Consider the following 24,919-nt stretch of genomic DNA (forward strand, 5'->3'; position numbering starts at 1 on the left):
CGGCGCATGTCCGGGTGCACCGCGTGTGGGACGAGTACGCGCCGTAAATCGTGCAGCGCAGGACACGACCCCGGAACGGCCCCCGGCGACAACCGCAACCCAGACCGGTCACCCCGGCCGCCCCCGCCGGACGGCGACACCGCCCCCGGCAACCACCGCAACCCAGACCGGTCACCCCGCCGGACGGCGACACCGCAGCGCAGGAGGCCACCCCGGAACGGCCCCCGGCGACAACCGCAACCAAGACCCGCAACCACAAACCGCGCCGGACGGCGACACCGCAGCGCAGGAGGCCACCCCGGAACGGCCCCCGGCGACCACCGCAACCACACCCCGCAACCCCGAACCGCGCCGGACGGCGACACCGCAGCGCAGGACACCATCCCGGAACGGCCCCCGGCGACAACCGCAACCAAGACACGTGAACCCCGCCGGACGGCGACACCGCAACCACGGCCGTCAGTCGACCACCGGCCGGACTGCAAACGTCCGCCGGGACAGTCCCCCGCGTCAGCCCTGATAGATCGCTTCGATTTCGTCGGCGAAATCCTTCGCCACCACGTTCCGCTTCAGCTTCAGCGACGGCGTGACGTGCCCCGACTCCTCCGTGAACCGCGCCGTCAGGATGCGGAACTTGCGTACCGACTCCGCCTTCGACACCGCCGCGTTCCCCTCGTCCACCGCCCGCTGCACCTCCGCCAGCAGCTCCGGGTCCAGCCGCAGCGTCGCCGGTGTCGAGCCCGGCTGCTTGCCGTGGTCGGTGGCCCAGCGGGTCAGGAACTCCTCGTCCAGGGTGATCAGCGCGCCCACGAACGGGCGGCCGTCGCCGACGACCATGCATTCGGCGACCAGGGCGTGCGCGCGGATCCGGTCCTCGATGACCGCGGGGGCGACGTTCTTGCCGCCGGCGGTGACCAGGATCTCCTTCTTCCTGCCGGTGATCGCGAGGTAGCCGTCCTCGTCCAGCGTGCCGATGTCGCCGGTGTGGAACCAGCCGTCCGCCAGCGCCTCGGCCGTCGCCGGTTCGTTGTTCCAGTAGCGGGTGAACAGGTGCTCGCCGTGCAGCAGCACCTCGCCGTCGTCGGCGATCCGTACGACGGAGCCCGGCAGGGGCTGGCCGACCGTGCCGATCTTCTGCCGGTCCCAGGGGTTGAAGGCGCTCGCCGCGCAGGACTCGGTGAGGCCGTAGCCCTCCAGGACCGTGAAGCCGATGCCCCGGTAGAAGTGGCCGAGCCGCTCGCCCAGCGGGGCGCCGCCGGAGATGGCGTACTCGCCGCGGCCGCCGAGCACCGCGCGGAGTTTGCCGTAGACGAGGCGGTCGAAGAGCTTGTGGCGGAGTCTGAGGCCGAGGGAGGGGCCCTGCGGGGTCGACAGGGCGCGGCTGTAGGCGATGGCGGTGTGCGCGGCCTGGTCGAAGACGCGGCCCTTGCCGTCCTCGTGGGCCTTGGCGCGGGCCGAGTTGTAGACCTTCTCGAAGACGCGCGGGACGCCCAGGATCAGCGTGGGCCGGAAGGCGGCCAGCTCGTCGGTGAGGTTCTTGATGTCGGGGACGCAGCCGAGCTTGATGGGCGCCATCACGGACGCCACCTCGACCAGCCGGCCGAAGACGTGCGCGGCCGGGAGGAAGAGCAGGACGGAGCACTCGCCCGTACGGAACAGCGGCTTGAGGCGCTCGACCACGTTGCCGCACTCGGCGAAGAAGCTGCGGTGGGTGAGCACGCAGCCCTTGGGGCGGCCCGTGGTGCCCGACGTGTAGACGATGGTCGCCGGGTCGTCCGCCTTCGCGGACGCGGACCGCTCGTCCACCGTCTCGTCGCTGACCCCGGCACCGGCCGAGGTGAGCTGGTCGACGGCGCCGTCGACGGCGGCGCCCCTGTCGATCTGCCACACGTCCCGCAGGGCCGGCAGCCCGTCCCGTACCGACTCGACCGAGGCCGCGTGCTCCGCGCTCTCCACGATCACGGCGACCGCGCCCGAGTCGCCCAGGATCCACTGGATCTGCTCGGCCGAGCTGGTTTCGTACACGGGGACCGTGACCGCGCCGGCGCTCCAGATCGCGAAGTCGAGCTGCACCCATTCGAAGCGGGTGCGCGACATCAGGCCCACCCGGTCGCCGGGGCCGATGCCCGCGGCGATCAGGCCCTTGGCCGCCGCCCGCACCTCGGCGAGGAACTGCTCGGCCGTGACATCCGTCCAGGTGCCGCCGACCTTTCGGGCGAGGACCGCCACCTCGGGGTGGTGCGTGGCGTTGCGGCGGATGAGATCCGTCAGATTGCCGTCCGAGGGGACCTCGTACAGGGCCGGAAGACTGAACTCGCGCAAGACTGCTGCTCCTCATCGGGCGCCGGCGCCACGGCTGTATGAGCACGGCTGGACTGCCCGGACGTTACCCATCGGTACTGGCGCACGATAGGGGGTCCAGACCAGATGTTTCCCGCGTCACACGATTCTTCACGTACTCCGCGCAGAGTAGTCCACCCCGCTGACACCCCGGCAGAAGTCGCAGGTCCGGAGGTCTCTACCCGGGTAGGGGAGGGGAGTTAGGCTGATCGTCATGCGGGTGAACGTGGTGAGTGACGTACACGGGAACGTGCGGGATCTCGCGCGGGCCGGCGAGGGTGCCGACGCGCTGATCTGTCTCGGCGACCTGGTTCTCTTCCTCGACTACGCGGACCACTCGCGCGGCATCTTCCCCGACCTCTTCGGCGTCGCGAACGCCGACCGGATCGTGGAGCTGCGCACCGCCCGCCGGTTCGAGGAGGCCAGGGAGTTCGGCCGCGGGCTGTGGGCGGAGCTGGGGGTCGAGCCGGCGGCCGCCATCGAGGGCGCCGTGCGCAGGCAGTACGCCGAGATGTTCGCCGTGCTGCCCACCCCGACGTACGCCACGTACGGAAACGTCGACATGCCGCCGCTCTGGCGGGAGTACGCCGGCCCCGGCACCACCGTCCTGGACGGCGAGCGCGTCGAGATCGGCGGCCTGGTGTTCGGCTTCGTCGGCGGCGGGCTGCGCACCGCCATGAGCACGCCGTACGAGATCTCCGACGAGGAGTTCGCCGCCAAGGTCGAGGCGCTCGGCGATGTCGACGTGCTCTGCTCGCACATCCCGCCGGAAGTACCCGAGTTGATCTACGACACGGTGGCCCGCCGCTTCGAGCGCGGCAGCCGCGCGCTGCTGGCCGCCGTGCGCCGTACGAAGCCGTGCTACGCCCTCTTCGGCCATGTCCATCAGCCGCTGGCGCGGCGGATGCGGGTCGGTGTGACGGAATGTGTGAACGTAGGACACTTCGCCTCGACAGGACGGCCGTGGGCCCTGGAATGGTGAGCCCCGCGCACGCGATAGCCTGCACGCGGCGTACCCAGTCCTGGAGGAGCACGGCGATGGCGGAACACACCAGTTCGAGCATCACGATCGAGGCGGCCCCGGCCGACGTCATGGGCGTGATCGCCGACTTCGCGCGCTATCCCGAATGGACCGGCGAGGTCAAAGAGGCCGAGGTGCTCGCCACCGACGCCGAGGGCCGCGCCGAGCAGGTCAGGCTGGTGCTCGACGCCGGGGCGATCAAGGACGACCACACCCTCGCCTACACCTGGACCGGCGCGCACGAGGTGAGCTGGACGCTGGTGAAGTCCCAGATGCTGCGCTCCCTCGACGGCTCGTACCTGCTGGCGCCGCTGGGCACCGACCGCACCGAGGTCACCTACCGGCTGGCCGTGGACGTGAAGATCCCGCTCCTCGGCATGATCAAGCGCAAGGCCGAGAAGGTCATCATCGACCGGGCACTCGCAGGCCTGAAGAAGCGCGTCGAATCCACCCCCGGAGTCTGATGCGTACGGTCCTGGTCACCGGCCCCGGCGGGGCCGGCCGGACCACCGTGGCCGCGGCGACCGCCCTGGCGGCGGCCCGGCGCGGCAGCCGTACGCTGCTGCTCTCCGCCGACCCCGAGGGCGAGCCGCTGCCGCTGCCCGCAGGGCCGCGGCCCGACGAGCCCGCCGAGGTCGCGGAAGGGCTGTGGGCGGCACGCACCGACTCGGCGGGGCACTTCCGCACCGAGCTGCTCACCCTCCAGGAGCGGGTGGGGGCCGGGCTCGATCTGCTCGGCGCCCGCAGGCTGGCCGGCGAGGAGCTGACCGAACTGCCCGGCAGCGAGCAGTTCGCCCTGCTGCACTCCCTGAGCGCGGCGGCGAAGGGGGACTGGGACGTCCTCGTCGTCGACATGCCGCCCCTGCGGGACGCCATCGCCGTACTGGCCCTGCCCGAGCAGCTCCGCCGCTACCTGCGCCGGCTGCTGCCTCCCGAGCGGCAGGCGGCCCGCGCGCTGCGGCCGATGATGGCCCAGCTCGCCGGCGTACCGATGCCCGCGCAGTGGCTGTACCGCACGGTCGAGCACCGGGACACGGAGCTGGCGGGGGTGCAGTCGCTGATCGAGGACAGGACGACGACGGTACGGCTCGTCGCGGAGCCAGGACCGGCCGCCGACGAGGCCCTGCGCTCGGCCCGGGTGGGGCTCGCCCTGTACGGGATCCGGGTCGAGACGCTCGTGGCGAACCGGCTGGTCCCCGGTGACCAGGCGGACCCGTGGGCGGCCGGGCTCGCCGCCCAGCAGCAGAAGAGCCTCGACGGCTGGCACAAGAGCTGGGCGCCCGACGTCCCCGTACGGGAGAGCGCGCATCTGGGCCGGGACCCGCACGGCACCGGCGATCTCGCCGCCCTCGACGTACCCGAGCCCGACGAGCGGCCCGAGGGCCGGGCGGCCGACCCCTGGTGGACCGAGGACCGGCTCGCCGACGACGGTCTGCTCGTGTGGAGCCTGCCGCTGCCCGGGGTGTCCAAGAAGGACGTCAACCTCGTGCGCAAGGACGACGAACTCCTGCTGACCGTCGGCCCGTTCCGCCGGATCGTGCCCCTGACCTCGGCACTGCGCCGCTGCACCGTCACCGGCGCCGCCCTCACCGACGAGGTGCTGCGGGTCAGATTCACCCCGGACCCCGCGGTCTGGCCGCACGCCGACTGAACGTAATACGGCCGTTCGGGTACCGTCGGATACAAGCACCCTTTCGCCGTGCTCGGTGAGAGGCCCCTGTCACTGACGCGGGAGTACCCCATGAGCGATGCAACCGAGCGCCCCGCCGCCGACTCGGACGCCTGGGCCACGGCATGCGCGGAAGACCTGGCCGCCGAGAAGGCCAGGCGCCGGGCCGTCTACGGACCGCCGCCCGCCTCCGCCTCCGACGAACTGCGTAAATTCGTCGACGCCGTCTCCGACAAGGTCTCCTCGCTGCAGACCCCGCTGTTCGGCATGGCCGCGCAGGGCGCCGTCCAGCAGTTCATCAACCAGGCCAGGTCGGCCGTCGAGCCCGTCATCGAGCGCAACCCCGGCGTCTTCGACCATCTCGCGGCAGCGGGCAACGAACTCCTCGCCGCGTACCGCTCGGCGGTCGAAGGCCAGGAGAGCCGCTGGACCCAGGGCCCGGTCACCCCGCCGACCGGCCCCGTCGACCTCTCGGCCGATCTGAAGAAGTCGGACGACCCCTCGGACCCCCGTGACGAACGGCCAGGTCCGGACGGTCATATCGACCTGGACTGAGGGGAGAAGCCCCGCCCTCGGGTACGGTTGCCCTTAGCGGGGCTCGACCGAAAACTGAGGGACACATGGGACTCACCATCGGCGTCGACATCGGCGGCACGAAGATCGCGGCCGGCGTGGTCGACGAAGAGGGCACCATTCGGGGGATGCACAAGGTGGCCACCCCGCAGACGGCCGAAGGAATTGTCGACGCGATTTGCGCTGCCGTATCGGGCGCGGGCGAGGGACACCAGATCGAGGCGGTCGGCATCGGCGCCGCCGGCTACGTCGACGACAAGCGCGCCACCGTCCTCTTCGCGCCGAACATCAACTGGCGGCACGAACCGCTCAAGGACAAGGTCGAACAGCGCATCGGCCTGCCCGTCGTCGTGGAGAACGACGCCAACGCGGCGGCGTGGGGCGAGTACAAGTTCGGGGCAGGACAGGGCCACGACGACGTCATCTGCATCACGCTCGGCACCGGACTCGGCGGCGGCATCATCATCGGCAACAAGCTGCGCCGCGGACGCTTCGGTGTGGCAGCCGAGTTCGGGCACATCCGGGTCGTGCCCGACGGGCTGCTGTGCGGTTGCGGCAGCCAGGGCTGCTGGGAGCAGTACGCCTCGGGGCGCGCCCTCGTCAGGTACGCGCGCCAGCGCGCGCACGCGACACCGGAGAACGCCGAGCGGCTGCTCGCGCTCGGCGACGGCACGGTGGAGGGCATAGAGGGCAGGCACATCAGTGCCGCGGCCCGCGACGGCGACCCCGTCGCCGTCGACTCCTTCCGGGAACTGGCCCGTTGGGCGGGTGCCGGGCTCGCCGACCTGGCGTCGCTCTTCGACCCTTCGGCCTTCATCGTCGGCGGCGGGGTGTCGGACGAGGGCGAGTTGGTCCTCGACCCGATCCGCAAGTCGTTCCGGCGCTGGCTGATCGGCGGCGAATGGCGTCCGCACGCCCAGGTGCTCGCGGCCAAACTCGGCGGTGAGGCAGGGCTGGTGGGAGCGGCCGACCTGGCCCGCCAGGGCTGACAGCGGCAGCAGGATTCACCGGCGGTGCCCGTCGTATCCCATGTCCGGGGTACGGCGGGCACAGCCGTTTCCGGGGGCACCGGGCGGTGCGCCGACACGCCGCCGGGCTCACGTATCGTGTGCGCATGGCGATGTCCCCACTGCCCGACTCCCGTACCGAGCCGGACGGTTCGGCCGTGATCCGGGTGCTCAGTTACAACATCCGCTCGATGCGCGACGACCGTGCGGCGCTGGCCCGGGTGATCCGGGCCTGCGCACCCGACCTGGTGTTCATCCAGGAGGCGCCGCGCTTCTTCCGCTGGCGCAAGAAGGCCTCACGGCTGGCGATGGCGACCGATCTCGTGGTGCTCGGCGGCGGTGCGACCGCCGCAGGACCGCTGCTGCTGTGCTCACTGCGCGCGACGGTGGAACACACCGAGGACGTCCTGCTGCCGCTCACCCCCGGACTGCACCGGCGCGGCTTCGCCACGGCGGTCGTACGGTTCGGCGGCGCCAGGCTCGGTGTCCTCAACTGCCATCTGAGCCTCCAGGACGACGAGCGGTACGCCCAGGCCGGGCAGGCGCTCGACCGGCTGAAGGCGCTGGACGCACCGCACGCGATCCTCGCGGGCGACCTCAACGAACCTCCGACGGGACGCGCCTTCCGGCTGCTCACCGGCACCCTGCGGGACACCTGGGCGGCGCGGCCCTGGGGCGGCGAACACACCTACCCGTCGACCGGGGCCCACCGCCGTATCGACGCGATCCTCGCCACCGAAGGCGTGGAAGTCCTCGGCTGCGGGGTGCCCCGCGACCTGCCGGGGCTCAGCGAGGCGGACCTGCGGGCGGCGACGGACCATCTGCCCGTACTCGCCGCCCTGCGCGTACCCGCCTCCTGACCCGGCCGGGCCGCTGACCCGGCCGCGCGGCGCTACACCACCGCGCCGCGCCCCGGGTCGTCGTGCTCGTCGTCCTCGTCATGCTGCATACGCGCCACCAGCGTGGCAAAGCCGCCGAGGAAGCCGCCGATGCTCAGCGTCGTCAGCCACCACGTCATGTCCCACTGCAACAGGATCACGATCAGCATCAGCAGCGGACCGCCGATCACGGCGAGCCACGCGAACCTCGTCGTGACGTCCGCCTCGGGCAGCGGCGGCGGCTCGGGCGGTACGAAATGGCCCTCGCCGTCGTCATCGTCGTCGATGCCGTCGTCATGGGGCTCGTCGAGCGCGTAGTCACGGGGGCCGCCCACACCCGGGGCGAACACCACCGAGCCGCCCAGCGGCGGCTTCACAGCCTCCGGCGCCGGGGCGGCAGGGGCGGCGTCGGCGGTATCGGCGGCCGGGCCCTCGGGCTCCGAGCCGGGCTCCGCCCCGGACTCCGGCTCACCGCCCTGCTCGCCGCCGGACCCCTTCGTCTTGTTGCGCTCACCCTCCAGCACCGCCAGACCGTCGACGGACTTGAAGGGCTTCGCGCCGGGCGGGTCGGCCGGCTCCTCGCCGTACCCCGCCACGATCGCCGCCCACGCGGCGTCCTCGTCGATCGGCTGCGGCTCGCGGTCCGCGTCATGCTCAGCCACCGGTGCTGCTCCCCTTCTTCCCGACGCTCGGAGCGAGGCGGCCGATGAACGCGTGACTCTCCTCGAAAATCCGCTCCGCGTCATGGTCCAACGTCGCCACGTGGTAGCTCTGTTCCAACAAGACCTCACGGACATCGAGCGACGAGACGCGCGCGAGCACCCGGGCCGAGTCGGCCGGCGGCACGACATGGTCCCGCACGCTGTGCAGCAACAGCAGCGGCTGCGTGACCTGCGGCAGCGCCGCGTCCACCAGCCGGAAGAACTTCCGCACCGAGTGCGCCGCGTGCAGCGGCACCCGGTCGTACCCGATCTCGTCACCGCCGGCCTTCGCGATGTCGTTCGTCAGGCCCTTCGTGCTGGGGATCAGATGACGGGCCACCGGAAGCGCGTGCGCCGCCAGTCCGTGCACCTTCAGACCGGGGTTGACCACGATCACCCCGCTGATCGCGGGTCCGTGCTTCGAAGCGAGCCGCAGCGCCAGCGACCCGCCCATCGAGAGCCCGGCCACGAAGACCTGCTCGCACCGGTCCAGGAGCTGCCGCAGCGCCAGGTCCACCTCCGCGTACCAGTCCTGCCAGCCGGTGACCTGCATGTCCTGCCAGCGGGTGCCGTGCCCCGGCAGCAGCGGCAGGGACACGGTCAGACCGCGCTCGGCCAGATACTCCGCCCACGGGCGCAGCGACTGCGGCGATCCGGTGAATCCATGACAGAGGAGGACGCCGACGTCACCGCCCTCATGGCGGTACGGCTCGGCTCCAGGAACGACCGGCACCGGGGTCTCCTGTTCGTAAGAGGGGGGTTCGGGCAGTAGAGGGGTGTGCGGCGACGCTCAGAAGGTGTACTTCACCGTACGCGACCGGACCGACACCGACCAGGTCCGTCGGACCCCCTACGCAGATGAGCGCAGGTCTCGTCGGCCCCCGCACGGGTTATGGTCAGTCGGAGCGCACACAGGAGGCAGTCGAGTTGATCTACGGCGCAATGAAGTTCTCCATCGGGGGGTCGTTGAAGCTCGCCTTCCGGCCCTGGGTGGAGGGCCTTGAGAACGTTCCCGCCGAGGGACCGGCGATCCTCGCGAGCAACCACCTGTCGTTCTCCGACTCCTTCTTCCTGCCGGCCGTCCTCGACCGCAAGGTCGTCTTCATCGCCAAGGCCGAGTACTTCACCTCCCCCGGAGTCAAGGGAAAGCTGACGGCGGCCTTCTTCAAGGGTGTCGGACAGCTCCCGGTCGACCGGTCGGGCGCGCGCGGCGCGGGCGAGGCCGCGATCAACAGCGGGGTCAAGGTGCTGGCCGGCGGCGAGCTGTTCGGCATCTACCCGGAGGGCACCCGCTCGCCCGACGGCCGGCTCTACCGGGGCAAACCCGGCGGCCTGGCGCGGGTGGCGCTCGCCAGCGGAGCGCCCGTCATCCCCGTCGCCATGATCGACACGGAGAAGATCCAGCCGCCAGGACAGGTGATGCCGAAGCTGATGCGGCCGGGGATCAGGATCGGCAAGCCGCTGGACTTCAGCCGCTACCGGGGCATGCAGGGCGACCGGTTCATCCTGCGGGCGGTCACCGACGAGGTCATGTACGAGATCATGAAGCTGTCCGGCCAGGAGTACGTGGACATCTACGCGACGGCGGCGAAGCGCCAGCTCGCCGAGGCGGGCAAGAACGCCGCCGAAGGGGCCGCGGCGCCCCGGGGGTAGCCGAGCGCGCACGGGGGAGCGGGGGACGATGAAGAGCGAGCGGGTCGTGAGGATGTCGGTCGAGCAGCCGCTGTGGCGCGCGCTGACCGCGTACCGGCTGCTGACCATGGTCTACGCCGCGCTGCTCTTCGTCTTCGAACGGGACAGGTTCGAGCGGGCCTGGGTGGCGGTGGCCTATCTCGCCGTGATGAGCGTGTGGACGCTGGTCACCCTCCCGAGGGTCGCCAACGCCGCGAAGTGCACCAGGCCCTTCCTGGCCTGCGACCTCGCCGTGGCGCTCGCCGGCATCCTGCTCACCCCGCTCGCCGACGAACAGGCCCAGCACATCGACGGGCCCACCCTGCCGTCGATATGGACTGCCGGTGTGGTGCTCGCCTTCGCGGTCAAGGGCGGCTGGCGGTGGGCCTGCGTCGCTTCGACCTTCGTCGCCGTCGCCAACCTCGTCGAACGCGGCAACCCCAGCAGGGACACGCTGCACAACGTGCTGCTGGTCTGGGTGGCCTCCATCGCCATCGGCTACGTCGTCGAGGTCGCCCGCGCGTCCGAGCGCACCCTCGCCCAGGCCATGGAGATCGAGGCGCGGACCAGGGAGCGGGAGCGGCTGGCCAGGGACATCCACGACAGCGTGCTCCAGGTGCTGGCGATGGTGCAGCGGCGCGGTACGGCGCTGGGCGGCGAGGCCGCCGAGCTCGGCCGGATGGCGGGCGAGCAGGAGGTCGCCCTGCGCACGCTGGTCTCCAGCGGTCTCGTACCGCCCGCGCGCACCGACGACGGCGGCCCCGGCGAGCCGCCCGGCGCGGCGGAACCGGCCGAGATCGATCTGCGGACGCTGCTCGCCCCGTACAGCGGGTCCAAGGTCAGCTTCGCCGAGCCGGGCGCCCCGGTGCCGCTGGCTCCGGCCGCCGCGCGGGAGACGGCGGCGGCTGTCAGCGCCGCCCTGGACAATGTCCGCAGGCATGCCGGCGCCGAAGCCAGCGCCTGGATCCTGGTCGAGGACTGGCCGGACGAAGTGGTCGTGACCGTACGGGACGACGGCCCCGGCATCCCGGAAGGCCGGCTCGCGCAGGCCGAGGGCGAGGGGCGGCTCGGCGTCGCCCTGTCGATCCGCGGCAGGCTGCGGGAGCTGGGCGGCACGGCTGAGTTGATCTCCGTGCCGGGGCAGGGCACAGAAGTCGAATTGCGGGTTCCACGGGGGAAGGCGGAGCGATGACCGAAGCGATCAGGGTGATGGTGGTCGACGACCATCCGATGTGGCGCGACGCGGTCGCCCGCGATCTCGCCGAATCGGGGTTCGACGTCGTCGCGACGGCGGGGGACGGCGCGCAGGCCGTAAGGCGCGCCAAGGCCACCGTCCCCGAGGTGCTCGTCCTCGACCTCAATCTGCCCGGCATGCCGGGCGTCCAGGTCTGCAAGGAACTCGTCGGCGCCTTCCCCGCCCTGCGGGTGCTCGTGCTGTCGGCGAGCGGGGAGCACGCCGATGTCCTGGAGGCGGTGAAGTCCGGCGCCACCGGCTATCTGCTCAAGTCGGCCAGCACGGCCGAGCTGATCGACGCGGTGCGCCGCACGGCGGCGGGCGACCCGGTGTTCACGCCCGGCCTCGCCGGGCTCGTCCTCGGCGAGTACCGGCGGCTGGCGTCCGACCCCGCTCCGGCGGCTCCCGACGAGCCCAAGGCGCCGCAACTCACCGACCGGGAGACCGAGGTGCTGCGGCTCGTCGCCAAGGGCCTCTCGTACAAGCAGATCGCCGAGCGGCTGGTCATCTCGCACCGCACCGTGCAGAACCATGTGCAGAACACGCTCGGCAAGCTCCAGCTCCACAACCGCGTCGAGCTGGTCCGTTACGCCATCGAGCGCGGCCTCGACGACGTCTGAGTTTCACCCGCTTCCAACCGCCCTCTGGCGCAACGGAATTCGGGCTGCGCACCATGCGGGAGTGACCTGTGTCACTTCACCGGTGGCCCGGGTACCTCACCGACGGCGAAGGGAAGTGTTTTCCATGCGAGTCGGAGTACTGACCGGGGGCGGCGACTGCCCCGGACTCAACGCGGTCATCCGAGGCATCGTGCGCAAGGGCGTCCAGGAATACGGGTACGCGTTCACCGGGTTCCGGGACGGCTGGCGCGGGCCGCTGGAAGACGACACCGTACGGCTCGACATCCCCGCCGTGCGCGGCATCCTGCCGCGCGGCGGGACCATTCTCGGATCTTCGCGCACCAATCCTCTCAAGGAGGAGGACGGGATACGGCGGATCAAGGAGACCCTGGCCGCCCACGAGGTCGATTCGCTGATCGTGATCGGCGGCGAGGACACGCTGGGTGTCGCCGCCACCCTCTCCGACGAGCAGGGCATCCCCTGCGTCGGAGTTCCCAAGACCATTGACAACGACCTCTCGGCCACCGACTACACCTTCGGCTTCGACACGGCGGTCGGTATCGCGACCGAGGCCATCGACCGGCTGCACACCACCGCCGAGTCCCATATGCGGGTCCTGGTCTGCGAGGTGATGGGCCGTCACGCCGGCTGGATCGCCATGCACTCGGGTCTGGCCGGCGGTGCCAATGTCATCCTCATCCCGGAGCAGCGCTTCGACGTCGAGCAGGTCTGCGCCTGGGTGACGTCACGGTTCAGAGCGTCGTACGCCCCCATCGTCGTCATCTCGGAAGGCGCGATGCCCAAGGACGGCGACCTGGTACTCAAGGACGGCACCCTCGACTCCTTCGGCCATGTCCGGCTCTCCGGCATCGGCGAGTGGCTGGCCAAGGAGATCGAGCGGCGCACCGGCAACGAGGCGCGGACGACCGTCCTCGGACATGTGCAGCGCGGCGGCACCCCGAGCGCCTTCGACCGGTGGCTGGCGACCCGGTTCGGGCTGCACGCCATCGAGGCCGTACGGGACGGCGACTTCGGCAAGATGGTCGCCCTGCGCGGGACGGACGTCGTACGGGTCCCCATCGCGGAGGCGGTCGCCGAGCTGAAGACGGTCCCGTCGGAACTGTACGAGGAGGTCAGTGTCTTCTTCGGCTGACGGAGTCCCGCTGACGAATTCCCCGGTCGGGCCGACCGGTTCGCCGGCCGGGCGGACCCGGCGCCCGGGATCACCACGGAAGGCTCGCGATGATCCCCGGCGCCCGGTGCCTCAGTTCCGCTCGATCCGCGCCCCCGCCCGCCGTTCCGACTGCGTCCCCTTCATCGCGTCGGCCAGCGACTCCCGTACGATCCGGGGCCCGTTGAGGGTCAGTACGGACTCCGCGTGGAACTGAAGCGAGGCGAACCCCGCGCCGCGCAGTGCGAACACCTCGTCGTTCGCCGCGTCCCTGCTCACCTCGATGCCGTGCGCGGCCAGTTCGCGCGCCGTCTCCTCGTCGCAGCGTGCGGTGAAGCTGTTGTAGAAACCGACCGTCTCCGCCCTGCCGAACAGCGGGATCCGCGTCTGCGCGCCCTGGTACGGGACCTGCTTGCGCACCGTCTCCAGGCCGAGTTCGGCGGCGATCAGCTCATGGCCGAGGCAGACCCCGAGCAGACCGTGCCGGTGGTCGCGGAGCAGCTCGGCGGTCAGCGCGCGCAGCAGCCGCATCTTCGGATCCGCCGCGTCGGCCGGGTCGCCGGGTCCCGGGCCCAGCACCACGGGACCCGGGTGCGCCAGCGCCGCTTCGCGCAGTCCCGGTGCGTCGAACCGCCGTACCGTCACGTCGAGTCCCGACGAGCGCAGCAGATGGGCGAGCATCGCGGTGAACGTGTCCTCGCCGTCGACGACCAGCGCATGGCCGGTGAGCGAGGCGGGATCGGTCTGCATCTTCAGCCAGAACGGCGCGAGCCCCGCCCGGCGTCCGTCCAGCGCCGCCCGCACCCGGGGGTCGTCGGCCAGCCGGGGACCGGCCGACTCGGCGCGCGGGCGGGCCGGCCGCACGCCGAGGGCCGCCAGCACCCCCGCCGCCTTGGCGTGCGTCTCGGCGACCTCGGCCGCCGGGTCGGAATGGCGTACGAGCGTGGCGCCGACCGGCATCCGCAGCCGGCCGTCGGCCGCGATGTCGGCGGTGCGGATCAGAATGGGCGAGTCGAGGGTCTGCGCCCCGCCGGCGTCGAGCCCGACGAGCGCCAGCGCCCCCGCGTAATAGCCGCGCCCCCGCCCGTCGGGCCCGAGCGGTTCGTGCCGCTCGATCACCCGGCAGGCGTTCTGCACGGGCGATCCGGTGACGGTCGCCGCGAACATCGTCTCCTTCAGCACCTCGCGCACATCCAGCGAGGACCGGCCGCGCAACTCGTACTCGGTGTGCGCGAGATGCGCCATCTCCTTGAGCCGGGGGCCGATCACCACCCCGCCCCTGTCCCCGACGGTGCACATCATCTTCAGCTCCTCGTCCACGACCATGGACAGTTCCTCGGTCTCCTTGCGGTCGGCGAGGAACGCCAGCAGCCCCTCCGGGGTGGGTCCCTCGGGCGGATAGCGGAACGTGCCGCTGATCGGATTCATCACGACCGTCCCGCCGCTCATCCGGACATGCACCTCGGGGCTCGCGCCGACCAGGGTGCGCTCCCCGGTGTGCACGGCGAACGTCCAGTAGGCGCCGCGCTCGGCGGTGAGCAGCCGCCGGAACAGGGCGAGCGCGTCGGCGCGGCCGAAGCCGGGGATGCGGCCCTCGAAGGTCCGCTTGATCACGAAGTTCGCGCCCTCGCCCCGGCCGATCTCGTCCTCGACGACCCGCCGCACGACGGCCGCGTACCGCTCGTCGCCGATGTCGAAGGCGCCGCCCTCGACCCGTACCGCGTGGTCGGGCAGCAGCGCGGTCAGTTCGGCCAGCGGCAGTTCGTACGTCTCGTCGGCGACCAGGACGGCCAGCGGCGTCCCGTCGTCGTGCGCGTCGAAGCCGCGCTCCCTGATCTGCCGGAACGGCACCAGGGCGAGCGAGGGACGGCTGCCGACCGGGATGTCGGCGAGCCGGTCCGCCTCGTGCACGGCTCCGATCAGCAGTTCCACGGTGTCGTGGTCGCGTCCGGGGGTGCGGCGGCGGAGCAGGGCGAAGGGCGGGCAGTCGGAGTCGAGGAGACGGGCGAGCAGGCTGCGCGCCGACGGCTGAGACATGGGCGGTGTTCCTTCCGGGGTGCGGGCGGGGGCGGAGCGGGAGGGCCGCCCCCGCTTCCCGCCCGGAGATCCCGGGCCCGGAAAACACCGAAGGCCGCCCTCGGGCGGCCTTCGCGATGCTGACGCTCGCGACGAATCAGGGGGCCGCCGGATGATCCGGCCACCACCAGCTCTGATTCGAATGCGCGAACATGGCTGGGACCTTACCGCACACGAGCCGTTCCACACTGTGAGCCGGGCGGTTGTCACGCGCCGCGAGCGCGTAATCTGGGCGCCGTGACCGTGAAAGCTGAGAACCCCGCGACCCCTGTGCCGACCTGGAAAGATCTTCCCGCTGCCCAGCAGCCGGAGTATCCCGACCGGGAAGCCCTGCGCGAGGTCGTGGCGGACCTGGAGTCCTTTCCGCCGCTGGTCTTCGCGGGCGAGTGCGACCAACTGCGCTCCCGGCTGGCCGCCGTCGCGAAGGGCGAGGCGTTCCTGCTCCAGGGCGGCGACTGCGCCGAGGCGTTCGACGCCGTGTCCGCCGAACACATCAGGGCGAAGCTGAAGACCCTGCTCCAGATGAGCGCGGTGCTCACCTACGCGGCGTCCGTGCCCGTGGTGAAGGTCGGCAGGATCGCCGGCCAGTACTCGAAGCCGCGCTCCAAGGGGACCGAGACCCGCGACGGTGTGACGCTGCCCACCTACCGGGGCGACTCCGTCAACGGCTTCGCCTTCGACGAGAAGTCCCGGATCCCGGACCCCGACCGGCTGAAGCGGATGTACCACGCGTCTGCCTCGACGCTCAACCTGGTCCGCGCCTTCACCACCGGCGGCTACGCGGACCTGCGCCAGGTGCACGCCTGGAACCAGGACTTCGTGAAGTCCTCCCCGTCCGGGCAGCGTTACGAGCAGCTCGCCCGCGAGATCGACAACGCGCTCAACTTCATGAAGGCGTGCGGCACCGACCCGGCCGAATTCCGCGCCGTCGAGTTCTTCGCGTCGCACGAGGCGCTGCTGCTGGACTACGAGTCGGCGCTGACCCGTACCGACTCGCGCACGAACAAGCTGTACGACACCTCGGGCCACATGGTCTGGGTCGGTGAGCGCACCCGACAGCTCGACGGCGCGCACATCGAGTTCGCCTCGAAGATCCGCAACCCCATCGGGGTCAAGCTCGGCCCGTCGACGACCGTGGACGACGCGCTCAGCTACATCGACCGGCTCGACCCGGACCGGGAGCCGGGCCGGCTGACCTTCATCGTCCGGATGGGCGCCGACAAGGTCAGGGACAAGCTGCCGCAGCTCGTCGACAAGGTCACCGCCTCGGGCGCGACGGTGGTCTGGGTGACGGACCCGATGCACGGCAACACCTTCGAGGCGGCCTCCGGGCACAAGACGCGCCGCTTCGACGACGTCCTGGACGAGGTCAAGGGCTTCTTCGAGGTGCACAAGGACCTCGGTACGCACCCGGGCGGCATCCATGTGGAGCTGACGGGTGACGACGTCACGGAGTGCGTGGGCGGCGGTGACGAGATCTTCGTGGACGATCTGCACCAGCGCTACGAGACGGCCTGCGACCCCAGGCTCAACCGCAGCCAGTCGCTCGACCTGGCCTTCCTGGTCGCGGAGATGTACCGGGACCAGTAGGGCCCTCGTGATCGGCGAGGGGATGGGGCGTGGATCCGTGTGATCCGCGCCCCATCGCCGTGCGCGGGGCTTCTGTGTGCGGAAGCCGGTGGGTAAGGTTAGGTTAGCCTCACCGATTCTTCGGGACGGCCCGCCGTCGCTACGGCCCCACCATCGATCCCGCCGGGAGGTGAACCCGCGTGTACGTCTGCTCGTGCTTCGGAATCACCGATAAGCAGATCAAGGAACACGCGGACGCCGGAGCGTGCACCCCCCGGCAGATAGCGTCGGCCAGCAAGGCCGGCACCGACTGCGGCTCGTGCGTACGCCACATCCAGTCGCTGCTCGGCCGGGGCGGCTGCCCGCGCCGCGAGCTGCTGGATTCGGTCGCACCGTCGGCGGGCAGCGTGGCCGCGCCTGCGGCCGCCTCTGTACTGCCGGGAGCGACGGCCGTGACCGTCGGTCTGGACGAGGCCGCCTAGCCCCTGCCGCTCGGATCGGGCCCTAGCTCTCCGGCTGCTCGATGAGCTGGGCGATGTACAGCGCCTCGCCGAGCTTCTCGACCAGATCGAGCTGGGTGTCGAGGTAGTCGATGTGGTGCTCCTCGTCCTCCAGGATCGATTCGAAGATCCGCCGGGACGTGTGGTCGCCCTTGCCCCGCATGACGTCGATACCGCGCTTGAGGCGGTCGATGGCCTCCACCTCGACCTCGCGGTCGGCCTTGAACATCTCCGTGACGGTCTGGCCCACCCGCACATGGAAGAGCCGCTGGTAGTTCGGCAGACCGTCCAGGAAGAGGATCCGGTCGGTGAGCAGCTCGGCGTGCCGCATCTCGTCGAACGACTCGGCGCGGGTGTTCTTCGCGAGTTTCGTCCAGCCGAAGTTCTCCTGCATCTTCGCGTGGAGAAAGTACTGGTTGATCGCGGTCAGCTCGGCGGTCAACTGCTCGTTGAGGAATTCGAGGACCTCGGGGTCGCCCTGCATCGCGGCGGCTCCTTCCAGGCGTGTGAGCGGGCAGAATGCTTCGGATCCTCGCACCGTGGTGATCAGCCGTCCAGTAAGGGGCTACTTAGTCACAGTTGCCCGAATCCGGGCAGACCTGGTCATGACCACCCCTCCCGGTCTGTCACCATTGACAGCATGGGTCAGCCGGAGAACCGGGGGTTTCGGGAGCCGGAGGAGTCCGAGCTTCCACCAGGTCAGCGCCTCCAGCGCGGCTGGCCGGTGACCCATTACGGACCGGTGCCCAAATTCAAACCGGATCGCTGGGAATTCCGGGTCTTCGGGGCCACGGCCGACGGTGAGAAGCACTGCTGGAATCACGAGCAGTTCTCGGCGCTGCCGTTCTCGACCGTCGTCGCCGATCTGCACTGCGTCACGAAGTTCTCCATGCGGGGAGCCGAATGGGGCGGCGTCCCCGCCCGTACGGTCCTGGATCTCGCCCCGCCCGCGCCGGGCGTCACGCATGCCATGGTCTGGGCCGAGTACGGCTACAGCGCCAATCTGCGGCTGGCCGACTTCGGCTCCGACCGGACGATATTCGCCACCCACCGGGACGGTGAGCTGCTCACCGCCGAGCACGGCTTCCCGCTGCGGCTCGTCGTGCCGCAGCTCTACGCCTGGAAGGGGCCCAAATGGGTCCGTGGCGTGGAGTACATGACAGCCGACCGCCGGGGTTTCTGGGAGGAGCGCGGCTACCACAACGTCGGCGACCCCTGGCGTGAGCAGCGCTACTCGTACCAGGAGCTGCCGGGGGACGGGCCGGAGCTGTAACCCGCCGAGATGGCCGGTGGTGGTGCTGGTCAGTGGTGGTACTGGTGCACGACGGCGTGGCCCTTGCCCCGGCCGATCAGCCACTTGTTGACGGGGGTGGTGACGACGAAGGCGATGACCAGCGAGAGCGCGAGGCTGACCCAGAACAGCAGATCGGCCAGACCCGCCTCCATCGCGCCGGGCCAGAGGGCGATCACGCCGTTGTCGATCAGTTCCATCACGGCGATCGAGAGCGTGTCGGCGGCGAGCGCCACCCGGAAGGCCGCCTTGAAGGCGACGCCGGCGGTGAGGATGCCGCGCAGGGTGAGCGCGTAGCCGAAGAAGAAGGCCAGGACGACGGCCAGGACCGTGGTCTCCACGTTGCCCCAGCCGAAGGCCGTGCCGATGACCATGCCGAGGATCTCGCCGATGGCGCAGCCGGTGAGGCAGTGCAGGGTCGCGCGGGCGGCCATGGGCCAGTCGGCGCGGGTGCGGCTGCCGGGCGGGTGCTGGCCGGTGTGCTGATCGGTGCCGTGATCGTGATCCATCGGAACCCCCGGTGACGGGACGACGTGCTCTGCCGACTCCTCGAACGGTATACCCTGGTGGGGTATTCCCTCTTGTGTGTCGCGGCTATCCGTCGCGCAGCTTCTTCAGCCGCTCCACATCCGCCGCGTGCCCCTCCTTGCCGCCCGGGGTCTCGATCACCAGCGGCACCCTCTCGGTCGCCGGATGCCGGAACAGCTCGCGGAACGGCTCCTCGCCGATCCGCCCGGAGCCGATGTTCTCGTGCCGGTCCTTGTGCGCCCCCGCCACGTCCTTGGAGTCGTTGGCGTGGATCAGCCGCAGCCGCCCGGGACCGACCGCGTGCACCAGCAGGTCCAGCGTCCGCCGCGTGCCGTGCGGGGCTGCGAGGTCGTGCCCGGCGGCGAAGATGTGGCAGGTGTCCAGGCAGATGCCCAGCTTGGGGTGTGAGTCGAGCGCGGCGAAGTACGCGGCGTAGTCGTCGGCCGTCGAGCAGAGCGAGAAGCCCTGGCCGGCCGTCGACTCCAGCAGCAGATACGGGTCGTCGTCATGGGTCAGCTCGTCCAGCAGCGGCAGCAGCAGCCGCCGTACCTGCGCGAGAGCCACCTCGCGCGCGCGGCCGCCGGTCGCCGAGCCGGTGTGCACCACCACGCCCCGCGCACCGATCTCCCGGCCCCGCCGCAGGCTGTGCCGCAGGGAGTCGACCGACATCCGCGCCGTCGCCTCGGTGTGCGAGCCGAAGTTGATCAAGTACGGCGCGTGGACGAACACCGGGATCGCGTCGGCGGCGCACCGGGCCCGGAACGCCTCGTCCTGGGCCGGGTTGCCGTCGGGGGTCGCCCAGCCGCGCGGGTTGGCGACGAAGACCTGCACGGCCTCGGCGGCCAGCTCGTCGGCGTACGCGAGCCCCACCTTGGCGAGACCGCCGGCCACAGGGACATGGGCGCCGACCGGGTTACGCATGTGGATCACGATACGTCGCTGCGGCGCGGACGCCCGACCTAGAGCCCCTCGGTCTTGATCGTGATCGTGCTGCCCTCGGGCGCCGTGTCGCCGCCCTCGACGGACTGCTCGGCGACGGTGTCGTCGATGAACGGGAAGCTGTGCTTGACGCGGACGTCGAAGCCCGCGCCCTCCAGCGTGCTCTGCGCTTCGTCGATCGACTGGCCCGTGACATCGGGGACGGTGATCAGCTTCGGCCCCTTGGAGAGCGTGAGCGTCACGGTGTCGCCCTCGGCGAGCTGAGCGCCCTCGCCGGGGGACTGCCGGGCCACCGCGCCCTCGTCGTCGTCCGAGTTGACCCGCTCCGCCGCGACCTTGACCTTGAGCCCGTTGTCCGCCAGCTCCGCCGTCGCGTCCTCGACGGACTCGCCGGTCACATCGCTGACGTCGATCGCGCTGCCCTTGCTGACGTTGATCGCGATGCCCTTGTCGGGCCGTACCTCCGTGCCCGGTTCGGGGTCCGAACCGATGACCGTGCCCTGGTCGTGGTCGTCGTCGAAGGACCGCGAGACGGTCCCCGAGGCCAGCCCCACCTTCTTCAGCGCCGCCCTGGCCTCGGCCAGGGTCATCCCCTCCAGGTCGGGGACGTCGACGATCTCCGGGCCGCGCGAGACGACGATCGTCACCGGGCCGTCACCGCGGATGCGCGAGCGCGGCTCCGGATCGCTCTTCATGACCGTGCCGCGCTTGAACGTGTCGCTGAAGTCCCGGTCGACCTTGGCGTCGAGCCCGGCGTCCGAGAGTCTGTTCTTCGCCGTCTGCTCGCTCTGGCCCAGCAGCGCGGGGACCCGGGTGAACTGGCCCGAGTTGATGTACCAGACACCGGCGCCCACCCCCACCACCAGCAGCGCGGCGACGATCATCGCGATCAGCCCGCGCCGGGGCACCCCGGCGCGGCCCGCCCGGCCCGCCCCGCCGCGACCGCGCCCCGCGCCACGGCCGCGCGGCGGCCGGGCCGGCGGCGGCCCCTCGGGGGACGCCATCTCCAGCCTGCTGGTCCGGTTGACCCCGCCGACGCCCGCGACACCGCCGGCCGGGAACGCGCGCGGCAGCACGGACGTACGGTTCTCGGCGCCCGACTGCCCGTCGGGCACCGGCCTGGCCCGCGGCGGTACGGCGTCGAGCTGCGCGTCGTCGAGCGCGGCACGCGCCTGCCGCACCAGCGCGAGCATCGCCACCGCGTCGGCCGGCCGGCCCCTCGGATCGCGGACGGTGGTGGCGGCGACCAGCTCGTCCAGCTCGACGGCGAGAGCCGGCACCAGCGCCGAAGGCGGCGGCACGTCCTCGTTCAGATGCTGGTACAGCACCTGCGCGGGCGACCCGCCGCCGTGCGGCTTCGCGCCGGTCAGCATCTCGTACAGGACCACCCCGCACGCGTACACGTCGACCCCGGCGTCGGACGCGTCCGACTCGATCTGCTCGGGAGCGAGATACGACACCGTGCCGAGCACGGTCCCGGTCGTGTTCGTCACGTCCCCCGCGGTCCTGACCAGACCGAAGTCGGCGACCTTCACCCGGCCATCGTCCCCGATCAGCACGTTCTCCGGCTTCATGTCCCGGTGCACGAACCCCGCGCGGTGCGCGGCCCCGAGCGCGGCGAGCACCGGCTCCAGGATGTCCAGCGCGGCCCGCGGCTGAAGCGCCCCGCGCTCCCGCAGGACGTCGCGCAGCGTGCACCCCGCGACGTACTCCATCGCCAGATACACGTACGCGCCCTCGGCGCCCTGGTCGAAGACGGCGACCACATTGGGATGCGCGAGCCGGGCCACGGACTTGGCCTCGCGGATGAAACGCTCCACGAACGTCACGTCGGTGGCGAGGGCCGGATGCATCACCTTGAGGGCGAGCACCCGGTCGAGCCGGGTGTCGACCGCACGGTAGACCGTCGCCATACCGCCGACGGCGATGCGCGCGTCGACGCGATAGCGGCCGTCGAGCACCTGTCCGACAATCGGGTCGTTGAGGGTCGTATCCACGCCGCGAGTCTACGATCAGGGCCGGACGAAGCCCCAGCCGCGCGCAAAGCGGTCGCAATACTGCAGCCGTCCCGTGACTGTATTTTTTGAGGCTCGGTTCGCCTCCGGGGCGCTGCAAGCCACTGTCGACGGTCGACCGTGCTCGCCCCGCTCGTTCCTCACGGGCCTGCGCGCGCTCTCTCTTACGACAGCGGCGCGCCCCTTTGGCTCACTCGCCGAGAACTGGGCCGGGGCGTTCAGCGGGCCTTTTGCGCCCCCTGCGGACGGTCGGCCGTGCTCGGTTCGCTCGTACCTCGCGGGCCTGCGCGCGCTCTCCCTTTCGACAGCGGCGCGCGCACCTCTTTTTTGGGGCTCGGTTCGCCTCCGGGGCGCTTTGAGCCCCTGTCGACGGTCGACCGTGCTCGGTTCGCTCGTTCCTCGCAAACCTGCGCGCGCTCTCCCTTTCGACAGCGGCGCGCCCCTTCGGCTCACTCGCCGGGGCGACCGGGACGGGGCTGGCCGGGGGGCAGGTGAACCACGGGGCGGGCCGGGGGGTCAGGTGAAGGCTGGGCGTTCTGGGTCGAGGGTTGCCCGGCCCGTTGTCGGGGACGACGCTTCGGCGAAGTGGCGGCGGGGGATGCGGCCCGCTCGGTGGGCCAGGCGGCCCGCTTCGACCGCGTGGCGCATCGCCTCCGCCATCAGCACCGGCTCGCGCGCGCGGGTCACCGCCGACGCCAGCATTACCGCCGCGCAGCCCAGTTCCATCGCCAGCGCCGCGTCGGACGCGGTTCCCGCGCCCGCGTCCAGGATGACCGGTACGCGCGCGTGCTCCACGATGAGCTGGAAGTTGTGCGGGTTGCGGATGCCGAGACCCGAGCCGATGGGCGAGCCGAGCGGCATGATCGCCGCGCAGCCCACGTCCTCCAGCTTCCGCGCCAGCACCGGGTCGTCGTTCGTGTACGGCAGGACGGTGAAACCGTCGTCCACCAACGTCTCGGCCGCTTCGAGCAGTTCGATCGGGTCGGGCAGCAGCGTGCGCTCGTCCGCGACGACCTCCACCTTCACCCAGTCCGTGCCCAGCGCCTCACGGGCCAGCCGGGCCGTCAGGACCGCCTCGCCCGCCGTGAAGCAGCCCGCCGTGTTCGGCAGCGCCCGGATGCCGAGGGAACGCAGCACGGACAGCACGGAACCCTGCACGGTCGGGTCGAGGCGGCGCATCGCGACCGTGGTCAGCTCCGTGCCCGAGGCGACCAGGGACCGTTCCAGGACGTCCAGGCTGGGCGCGCCGCCGGTGCCCATGATCAGGCGGGAGTTGAACGTGGTGCCGCCGATGGTGAGTTTGTCGTCCGCCATGTGCGATCAGCCTCCCTGGACGGCGGTGAGGATCTCGACCCGGTCGCCGTCTCCGAGGAGCGTGGACGACCACCGGCCGCGTGGCACCACCGTCTCGTTGACGGCGGCCGCCACACCGGACGGCGCTGTCGTGAAGCCGGCCACCAGCGCCGCGAGACTCATGGCGGCCGGGATGTCCCGCTGCTCGCCGTTGACGGAGACCGTGACGTCCGTTCGCGCGTCACCGCTCATGCGGGCTGCTCCTGACGTACGGCTGAGGCGGCCGGCGAGAACCGCAGCGGGGTGAACGGCGCCGCCTCGGGCGGCAGTTCACCCGTCGTCAGGGCGGCGGCCAGCGCGTCGCCGGTGACCGGCGCGAGGAGCACGCCGTTGCGGTAGTGCCCGGTGGCCAGATGCAGCCCCGGCAGCGCGGTCGGACCGAGCAGCGGCGCGTTGTCGGGGGACGCCGGCCGCAGACCCGCCCGGGTCTCGGTCAGCGGCAGTTCGGTGATGCCGGGGATCAGTTCGTGCGCGTCACGCAGCAGTTCGTACACCCCGCCCGCCGTGACCGTCGTGTCCCAGCCCTGCTCCTCGCTCGTCGCACCGACGACCAGCTCGCCGTTCTCACGCGGCACCAGATACACATCGCTGCCGCGCACCACGGCCCGTACGGTCCTGGACAGGAAGGGCGCGTACCGCTCCGGCACGGTCAGCCGCAGTATCTGGCCCTTGACCGGCCGCACCGGCGGCAGCACGTCCGCCGGGACCCCGGCGAGCCGCCCGCTGAGCGAGCCGGCCGCCAGGACCACCTGGTCGGCGGCGAGTTCGGTGCCGTCGTCCAGTACGGCGCCGACGGCCCGGTCGCCCGCCACCGCGAGCCGTTCGACCCAGCGGGGTCTGAAGACCACCCCGGCCCGCTCGCAGGCCGCCAGCAGCGCCGCGGTGAGCCGGCGGGGGTCGATCTGGTGGTCGCCGTCCACCCGCAGACCGCCCCGTACGCCCGGCGCGAGCATCGGTTCGAGGCGCCGGCACTCCCGGCCGCTGAGCCAGTCGGACGTCAGCCCCGAACCCTGCTGGAGCGCGTGCAGTTCCCGCAGATGGGCGCGGTCGTCGGCGTCGAGAGCGACGGCGAGCGTGCCGCAGGTGCGGTAACCGGTCTCCTGTCCGCTCGCCGCCTCCAGCTCGGCGACGAACTCCGGATAGCGCGCCACGGACGCCAGGTTGAGCCCGAGCAGCGTCTGCTCGCCGTAGTGGAGTTCGGTGACGGCGGCGAGCATCCCGGCGGCGACCTGCGCCGCGCCGCCGCCGGGGGCCGGATCGGCGACCGTGACACGCAGCCCGCGCTGCGCCGCGCGCCAGGCCGTGACCAGACCGATGACCCCGCCCCCGACGATCAGGACATCGGCACCGGCCGGGCAAATGGGGTGAGTTGGGTGAGACGACTGCATGGGCGTCCAGCCCCTCCCTTCGCCGGCATGACCCGGATCAGGTTCGTACGGTCGGAGGCCGCCAGCCTCCCTCTCAGCCCGATGCGTCCGGGCTCCCGCGAGGTAGTGTCAGCCGCCAGCCTAACCCCGCTCCGCCATACGTCGATAGGGAGCGCCTCGGTCGGCTCTGGTAGCCCCCGGTTGCCCCCTCCCGGTGCGCCCCGTGGTTCACCTGACCCTCCGGGCCAGCCCCGCCTCGGTCGCCCCGTGGTTCACCTGGCCGTCCGGGCCAGCCCCGTCCCGGTCGCCCCGTGGTTCACCTGGCCGTCCGGGCCAGCCCCGTCCCGGTCGCCCCGGCGAGTGAGCCGAAGGGGCGCGCCGCTGTCGAAAGGGAGA

At 71.5% G+C, this 24,919-nt stretch carries 24 protein-coding genes and 1 riboswitch; of the genes, 13 read left to right on the top strand and 11 right to left on the bottom strand.

The genetic code is table 11. The features are described from left to right. Window positions 1-510: 510 nt before the first annotated feature. A complete protein-coding gene (locus ACZ63I_RS33825; protein WP_469343285.1) occupies window positions 511-2,322 on the bottom strand; it encodes an AMP-dependent synthetase/ligase in 1,812 nt (603 codons plus the stop codon). A gap of 232 nt (window positions 2,323-2,554) precedes the next feature. Here ACZ63I_RS33825 and ACZ63I_RS33830 point away from each other — a divergent pair, with 232 nt between their 5' ends. The 6 genes from ACZ63I_RS33830 to ACZ63I_RS33855 all read left to right on the top strand — a co-directional run bounded on the left by ACZ63I_RS33830 (window position 2,555) and on the right by ACZ63I_RS33855 (window position 7,470). Further along, window positions 2,555-3,322 carry a metallophosphoesterase family protein gene (locus tag ACZ63I_RS33830; protein WP_469343286.1) on the top strand — a complete coding sequence of 256 codons (768 nt, stop codon included), beginning with the start codon at window positions 2,555-2,557 and terminating at the stop codon, window positions 3,320-3,322. A 56-nt stretch (window positions 3,323-3,378) separates the two neighbouring features. Further along, window positions 3,379-3,825 (top strand): SRPBCC family protein, encoded by a 447-nt coding sequence (locus ACZ63I_RS33835; RefSeq protein WP_469343288.1) that lies wholly within the window; start codon window positions 3,379-3,381, stop codon window positions 3,823-3,825. Continuing rightward, entirely contained in the window at window positions 3,825-5,012 is a 1,188-nt protein-coding gene (locus ACZ63I_RS33840) for an ArsA family ATPase (RefSeq protein WP_469343289.1), read from the top strand. Before ACZ63I_RS33835 ends, ACZ63I_RS33840 begins: the two co-directional genes overlap by 1 nt. Before the next feature lie 90 nt (window positions 5,013-5,102). Next, the gene (locus tag ACZ63I_RS33845; RefSeq protein WP_469343290.1) at window positions 5,103-5,585 is read left to right on the top strand and encodes a DUF5304 domain-containing protein; all 483 of its coding nucleotides are present in this window, start codon (window positions 5,103-5,105) and stop codon (window positions 5,583-5,585) included. A 65-nt stretch (window positions 5,586-5,650) separates the two neighbouring features. Beyond that, entirely contained in the window at window positions 5,651-6,592 is a 942-nt protein-coding gene (locus ACZ63I_RS33850) for an ROK family glucokinase (RefSeq protein ID WP_041990624.1), read from the top strand. Between the two features lie 125 nt (window positions 6,593-6,717). Next, window positions 6,718-7,470, top strand: a complete 753-nt coding sequence (locus ACZ63I_RS33855) for an endonuclease/exonuclease/phosphatase family protein (RefSeq protein ID WP_469343291.1) — start codon at window positions 6,718-6,720, stop codon at window positions 7,468-7,470. A 32-nt stretch (window positions 7,471-7,502) separates the two neighbouring features. Here the strand turns inward: ACZ63I_RS33855 and ACZ63I_RS33860 are convergent, their stop codons facing one another. Then, window positions 7,503-8,150: a hypothetical protein gene (locus tag ACZ63I_RS33860; RefSeq protein WP_469343293.1), complete on the bottom strand. Its 648-nt coding sequence runs from the start codon at window positions 8,148-8,150 to the stop codon at window positions 7,503-7,505. Next, window positions 8,143-8,922 (bottom strand): alpha/beta hydrolase, encoded by a 780-nt coding sequence (locus ACZ63I_RS33865; protein ID WP_469343294.1) that lies wholly within the window; start codon window positions 8,920-8,922, stop codon window positions 8,143-8,145. Before ACZ63I_RS33865 ends, ACZ63I_RS33860 begins: the two co-directional genes overlap by 8 nt. Window positions 8,923-9,116: 194 nt before the next feature. Here ACZ63I_RS33865 and ACZ63I_RS33870 point away from each other — a divergent pair, with 194 nt between their 5' ends. The 4 genes from ACZ63I_RS33870 (at window position 9,117) to ACZ63I_RS33885 (ending at window position 12,867) form a co-directional block, all read left to right on the top strand. Continuing rightward, on the top strand, window positions 9,117-9,842 hold the full coding sequence (locus ACZ63I_RS33870) for a lysophospholipid acyltransferase family protein (protein ID WP_469343388.1): 726 nt from the start codon (window positions 9,117-9,119) through the stop codon (window positions 9,840-9,842). 28 nt (window positions 9,843-9,870) lie between these two features. After that, window positions 9,871-11,052 (top strand): MacS family sensor histidine kinase, encoded by a 1,182-nt coding sequence (macS, locus tag ACZ63I_RS33875; protein ID WP_469343296.1) that lies wholly within the window; start codon window positions 9,871-9,873, stop codon window positions 11,050-11,052. After that, a complete protein-coding gene (locus ACZ63I_RS33880) occupies window positions 11,049-11,714 on the top strand; it encodes a response regulator (protein WP_469343298.1) in 666 nt (221 codons plus the stop codon). Before macS ends, ACZ63I_RS33880 begins: the two co-directional genes overlap by 4 nt. 124 nt (window positions 11,715-11,838) lie before the next feature. Next, on the top strand, window positions 11,839-12,867 hold the full coding sequence (locus ACZ63I_RS33885; RefSeq protein ID WP_041990636.1) for a 6-phosphofructokinase: 1,029 nt from the start codon (window positions 11,839-11,841) through the stop codon (window positions 12,865-12,867). Window positions 12,868-12,978: 111 nt separating this feature from the next. On the opposite strand, the gene ACZ63I_RS33890 is transcribed toward ACZ63I_RS33885, so the two are convergent. Next, a complete protein-coding gene (locus ACZ63I_RS33890; protein WP_469343299.1) occupies window positions 12,979-14,922 on the bottom strand; it encodes an anthranilate synthase family protein in 1,944 nt (647 codons plus the stop codon). A 267-nt stretch (window positions 14,923-15,189) separates the two neighbouring features. Between ACZ63I_RS33890 and ACZ63I_RS33895 the strand changes: the two genes are divergently transcribed. Continuing rightward, the gene (locus tag ACZ63I_RS33895) at window positions 15,190-16,551 is read left to right on the top strand and encodes a class II 3-deoxy-7-phosphoheptulonate synthase (RefSeq protein ID WP_469343389.1); all 1,362 of its coding nucleotides are present in this window, start codon (window positions 15,190-15,192) and stop codon (window positions 16,549-16,551) included. A 179-nt stretch (window positions 16,552-16,730) separates the two neighbouring features. Next, a complete protein-coding gene (locus ACZ63I_RS33900; RefSeq protein WP_469343301.1) occupies window positions 16,731-17,012 on the top strand; it encodes a (2Fe-2S)-binding protein in 282 nt (93 codons plus the stop codon). 22 nt (window positions 17,013-17,034) lie between these two features. Here the strand turns inward: ACZ63I_RS33900 and bfr are convergent, their stop codons facing one another. Beyond that, window positions 17,035-17,514, bottom strand: coding sequence for a bacterioferritin (gene bfr, locus ACZ63I_RS33905; RefSeq protein ID WP_469343302.1), 480 nt, complete (start codon window positions 17,512-17,514; stop codon window positions 17,035-17,037). Between the two features lie 156 nt (window positions 17,515-17,670). On the opposite strand from bfr, the gene ACZ63I_RS33910 reads away from it, so the two are divergent. Beyond that, window positions 17,671-18,303 (top strand): sulfite oxidase-like oxidoreductase, encoded by a 633-nt coding sequence (locus tag ACZ63I_RS33910; protein ID WP_469343303.1) that lies wholly within the window; start codon window positions 17,671-17,673, stop codon window positions 18,301-18,303. 29 nt (window positions 18,304-18,332) lie between these two features. Here the strand turns inward: ACZ63I_RS33910 and ACZ63I_RS33915 are convergent, their stop codons facing one another. The 6 genes from ACZ63I_RS33915 to thiO all read right to left on the bottom strand — a co-directional run bounded on the left by ACZ63I_RS33915 (window position 18,333) and on the right by thiO (window position 24,544). Next, complete coding sequence (locus ACZ63I_RS33915) at window positions 18,333-18,830, bottom strand: DUF4396 domain-containing protein (RefSeq protein WP_469343304.1); 498 nt, start codon at window positions 18,828-18,830, stop codon at window positions 18,333-18,335. Window positions 18,831-18,915: 85 nt separating this feature from the next. Then, window positions 18,916-19,770 carry a deoxyribonuclease IV gene (locus tag ACZ63I_RS33920; RefSeq protein ID WP_469343305.1) on the bottom strand — a complete coding sequence of 285 codons (855 nt, stop codon included), beginning with the start codon at window positions 19,768-19,770 and terminating at the stop codon, window positions 18,916-18,918. A 38-nt stretch (window positions 19,771-19,808) separates the two neighbouring features. Beyond that, window positions 19,809-21,785 (bottom strand): Stk1 family PASTA domain-containing Ser/Thr kinase, encoded by a 1,977-nt coding sequence (pknB, locus tag ACZ63I_RS33925; RefSeq protein ID WP_469343306.1) that lies wholly within the window; start codon window positions 21,783-21,785, stop codon window positions 19,809-19,811. A gap of 534 nt (window positions 21,786-22,319) precedes the next feature. Continuing rightward, window positions 22,320-23,117 (bottom strand): thiazole synthase, encoded by a 798-nt coding sequence (locus tag ACZ63I_RS33930; RefSeq protein WP_469343308.1) that lies wholly within the window; start codon window positions 23,115-23,117, stop codon window positions 22,320-22,322. 6 nt (window positions 23,118-23,123) lie between these two features. After that, on the bottom strand, window positions 23,124-23,348 hold the full coding sequence (gene thiS, locus ACZ63I_RS33935) for a sulfur carrier protein ThiS (RefSeq protein ID WP_469343310.1): 225 nt from the start codon (window positions 23,346-23,348) through the stop codon (window positions 23,124-23,126). Further along, window positions 23,345-24,544, bottom strand: a complete 1,200-nt coding sequence (thiO, locus tag ACZ63I_RS33940) for a glycine oxidase ThiO (RefSeq protein WP_469343312.1) — start codon at window positions 24,542-24,544, stop codon at window positions 23,345-23,347. The genes thiS and thiO overlap by 4 nt, the downstream gene beginning before the upstream one ends. Then, window positions 24,542-24,653: riboswitch (TPP riboswitch) on the bottom strand. Its footprint overlaps the gene before it by 3 nt. Window positions 24,654-24,919 lie beyond the last annotated feature (266 nt).

Source organism: Streptomyces sp. NPDC087906 (genome assembly GCF_055584925.1).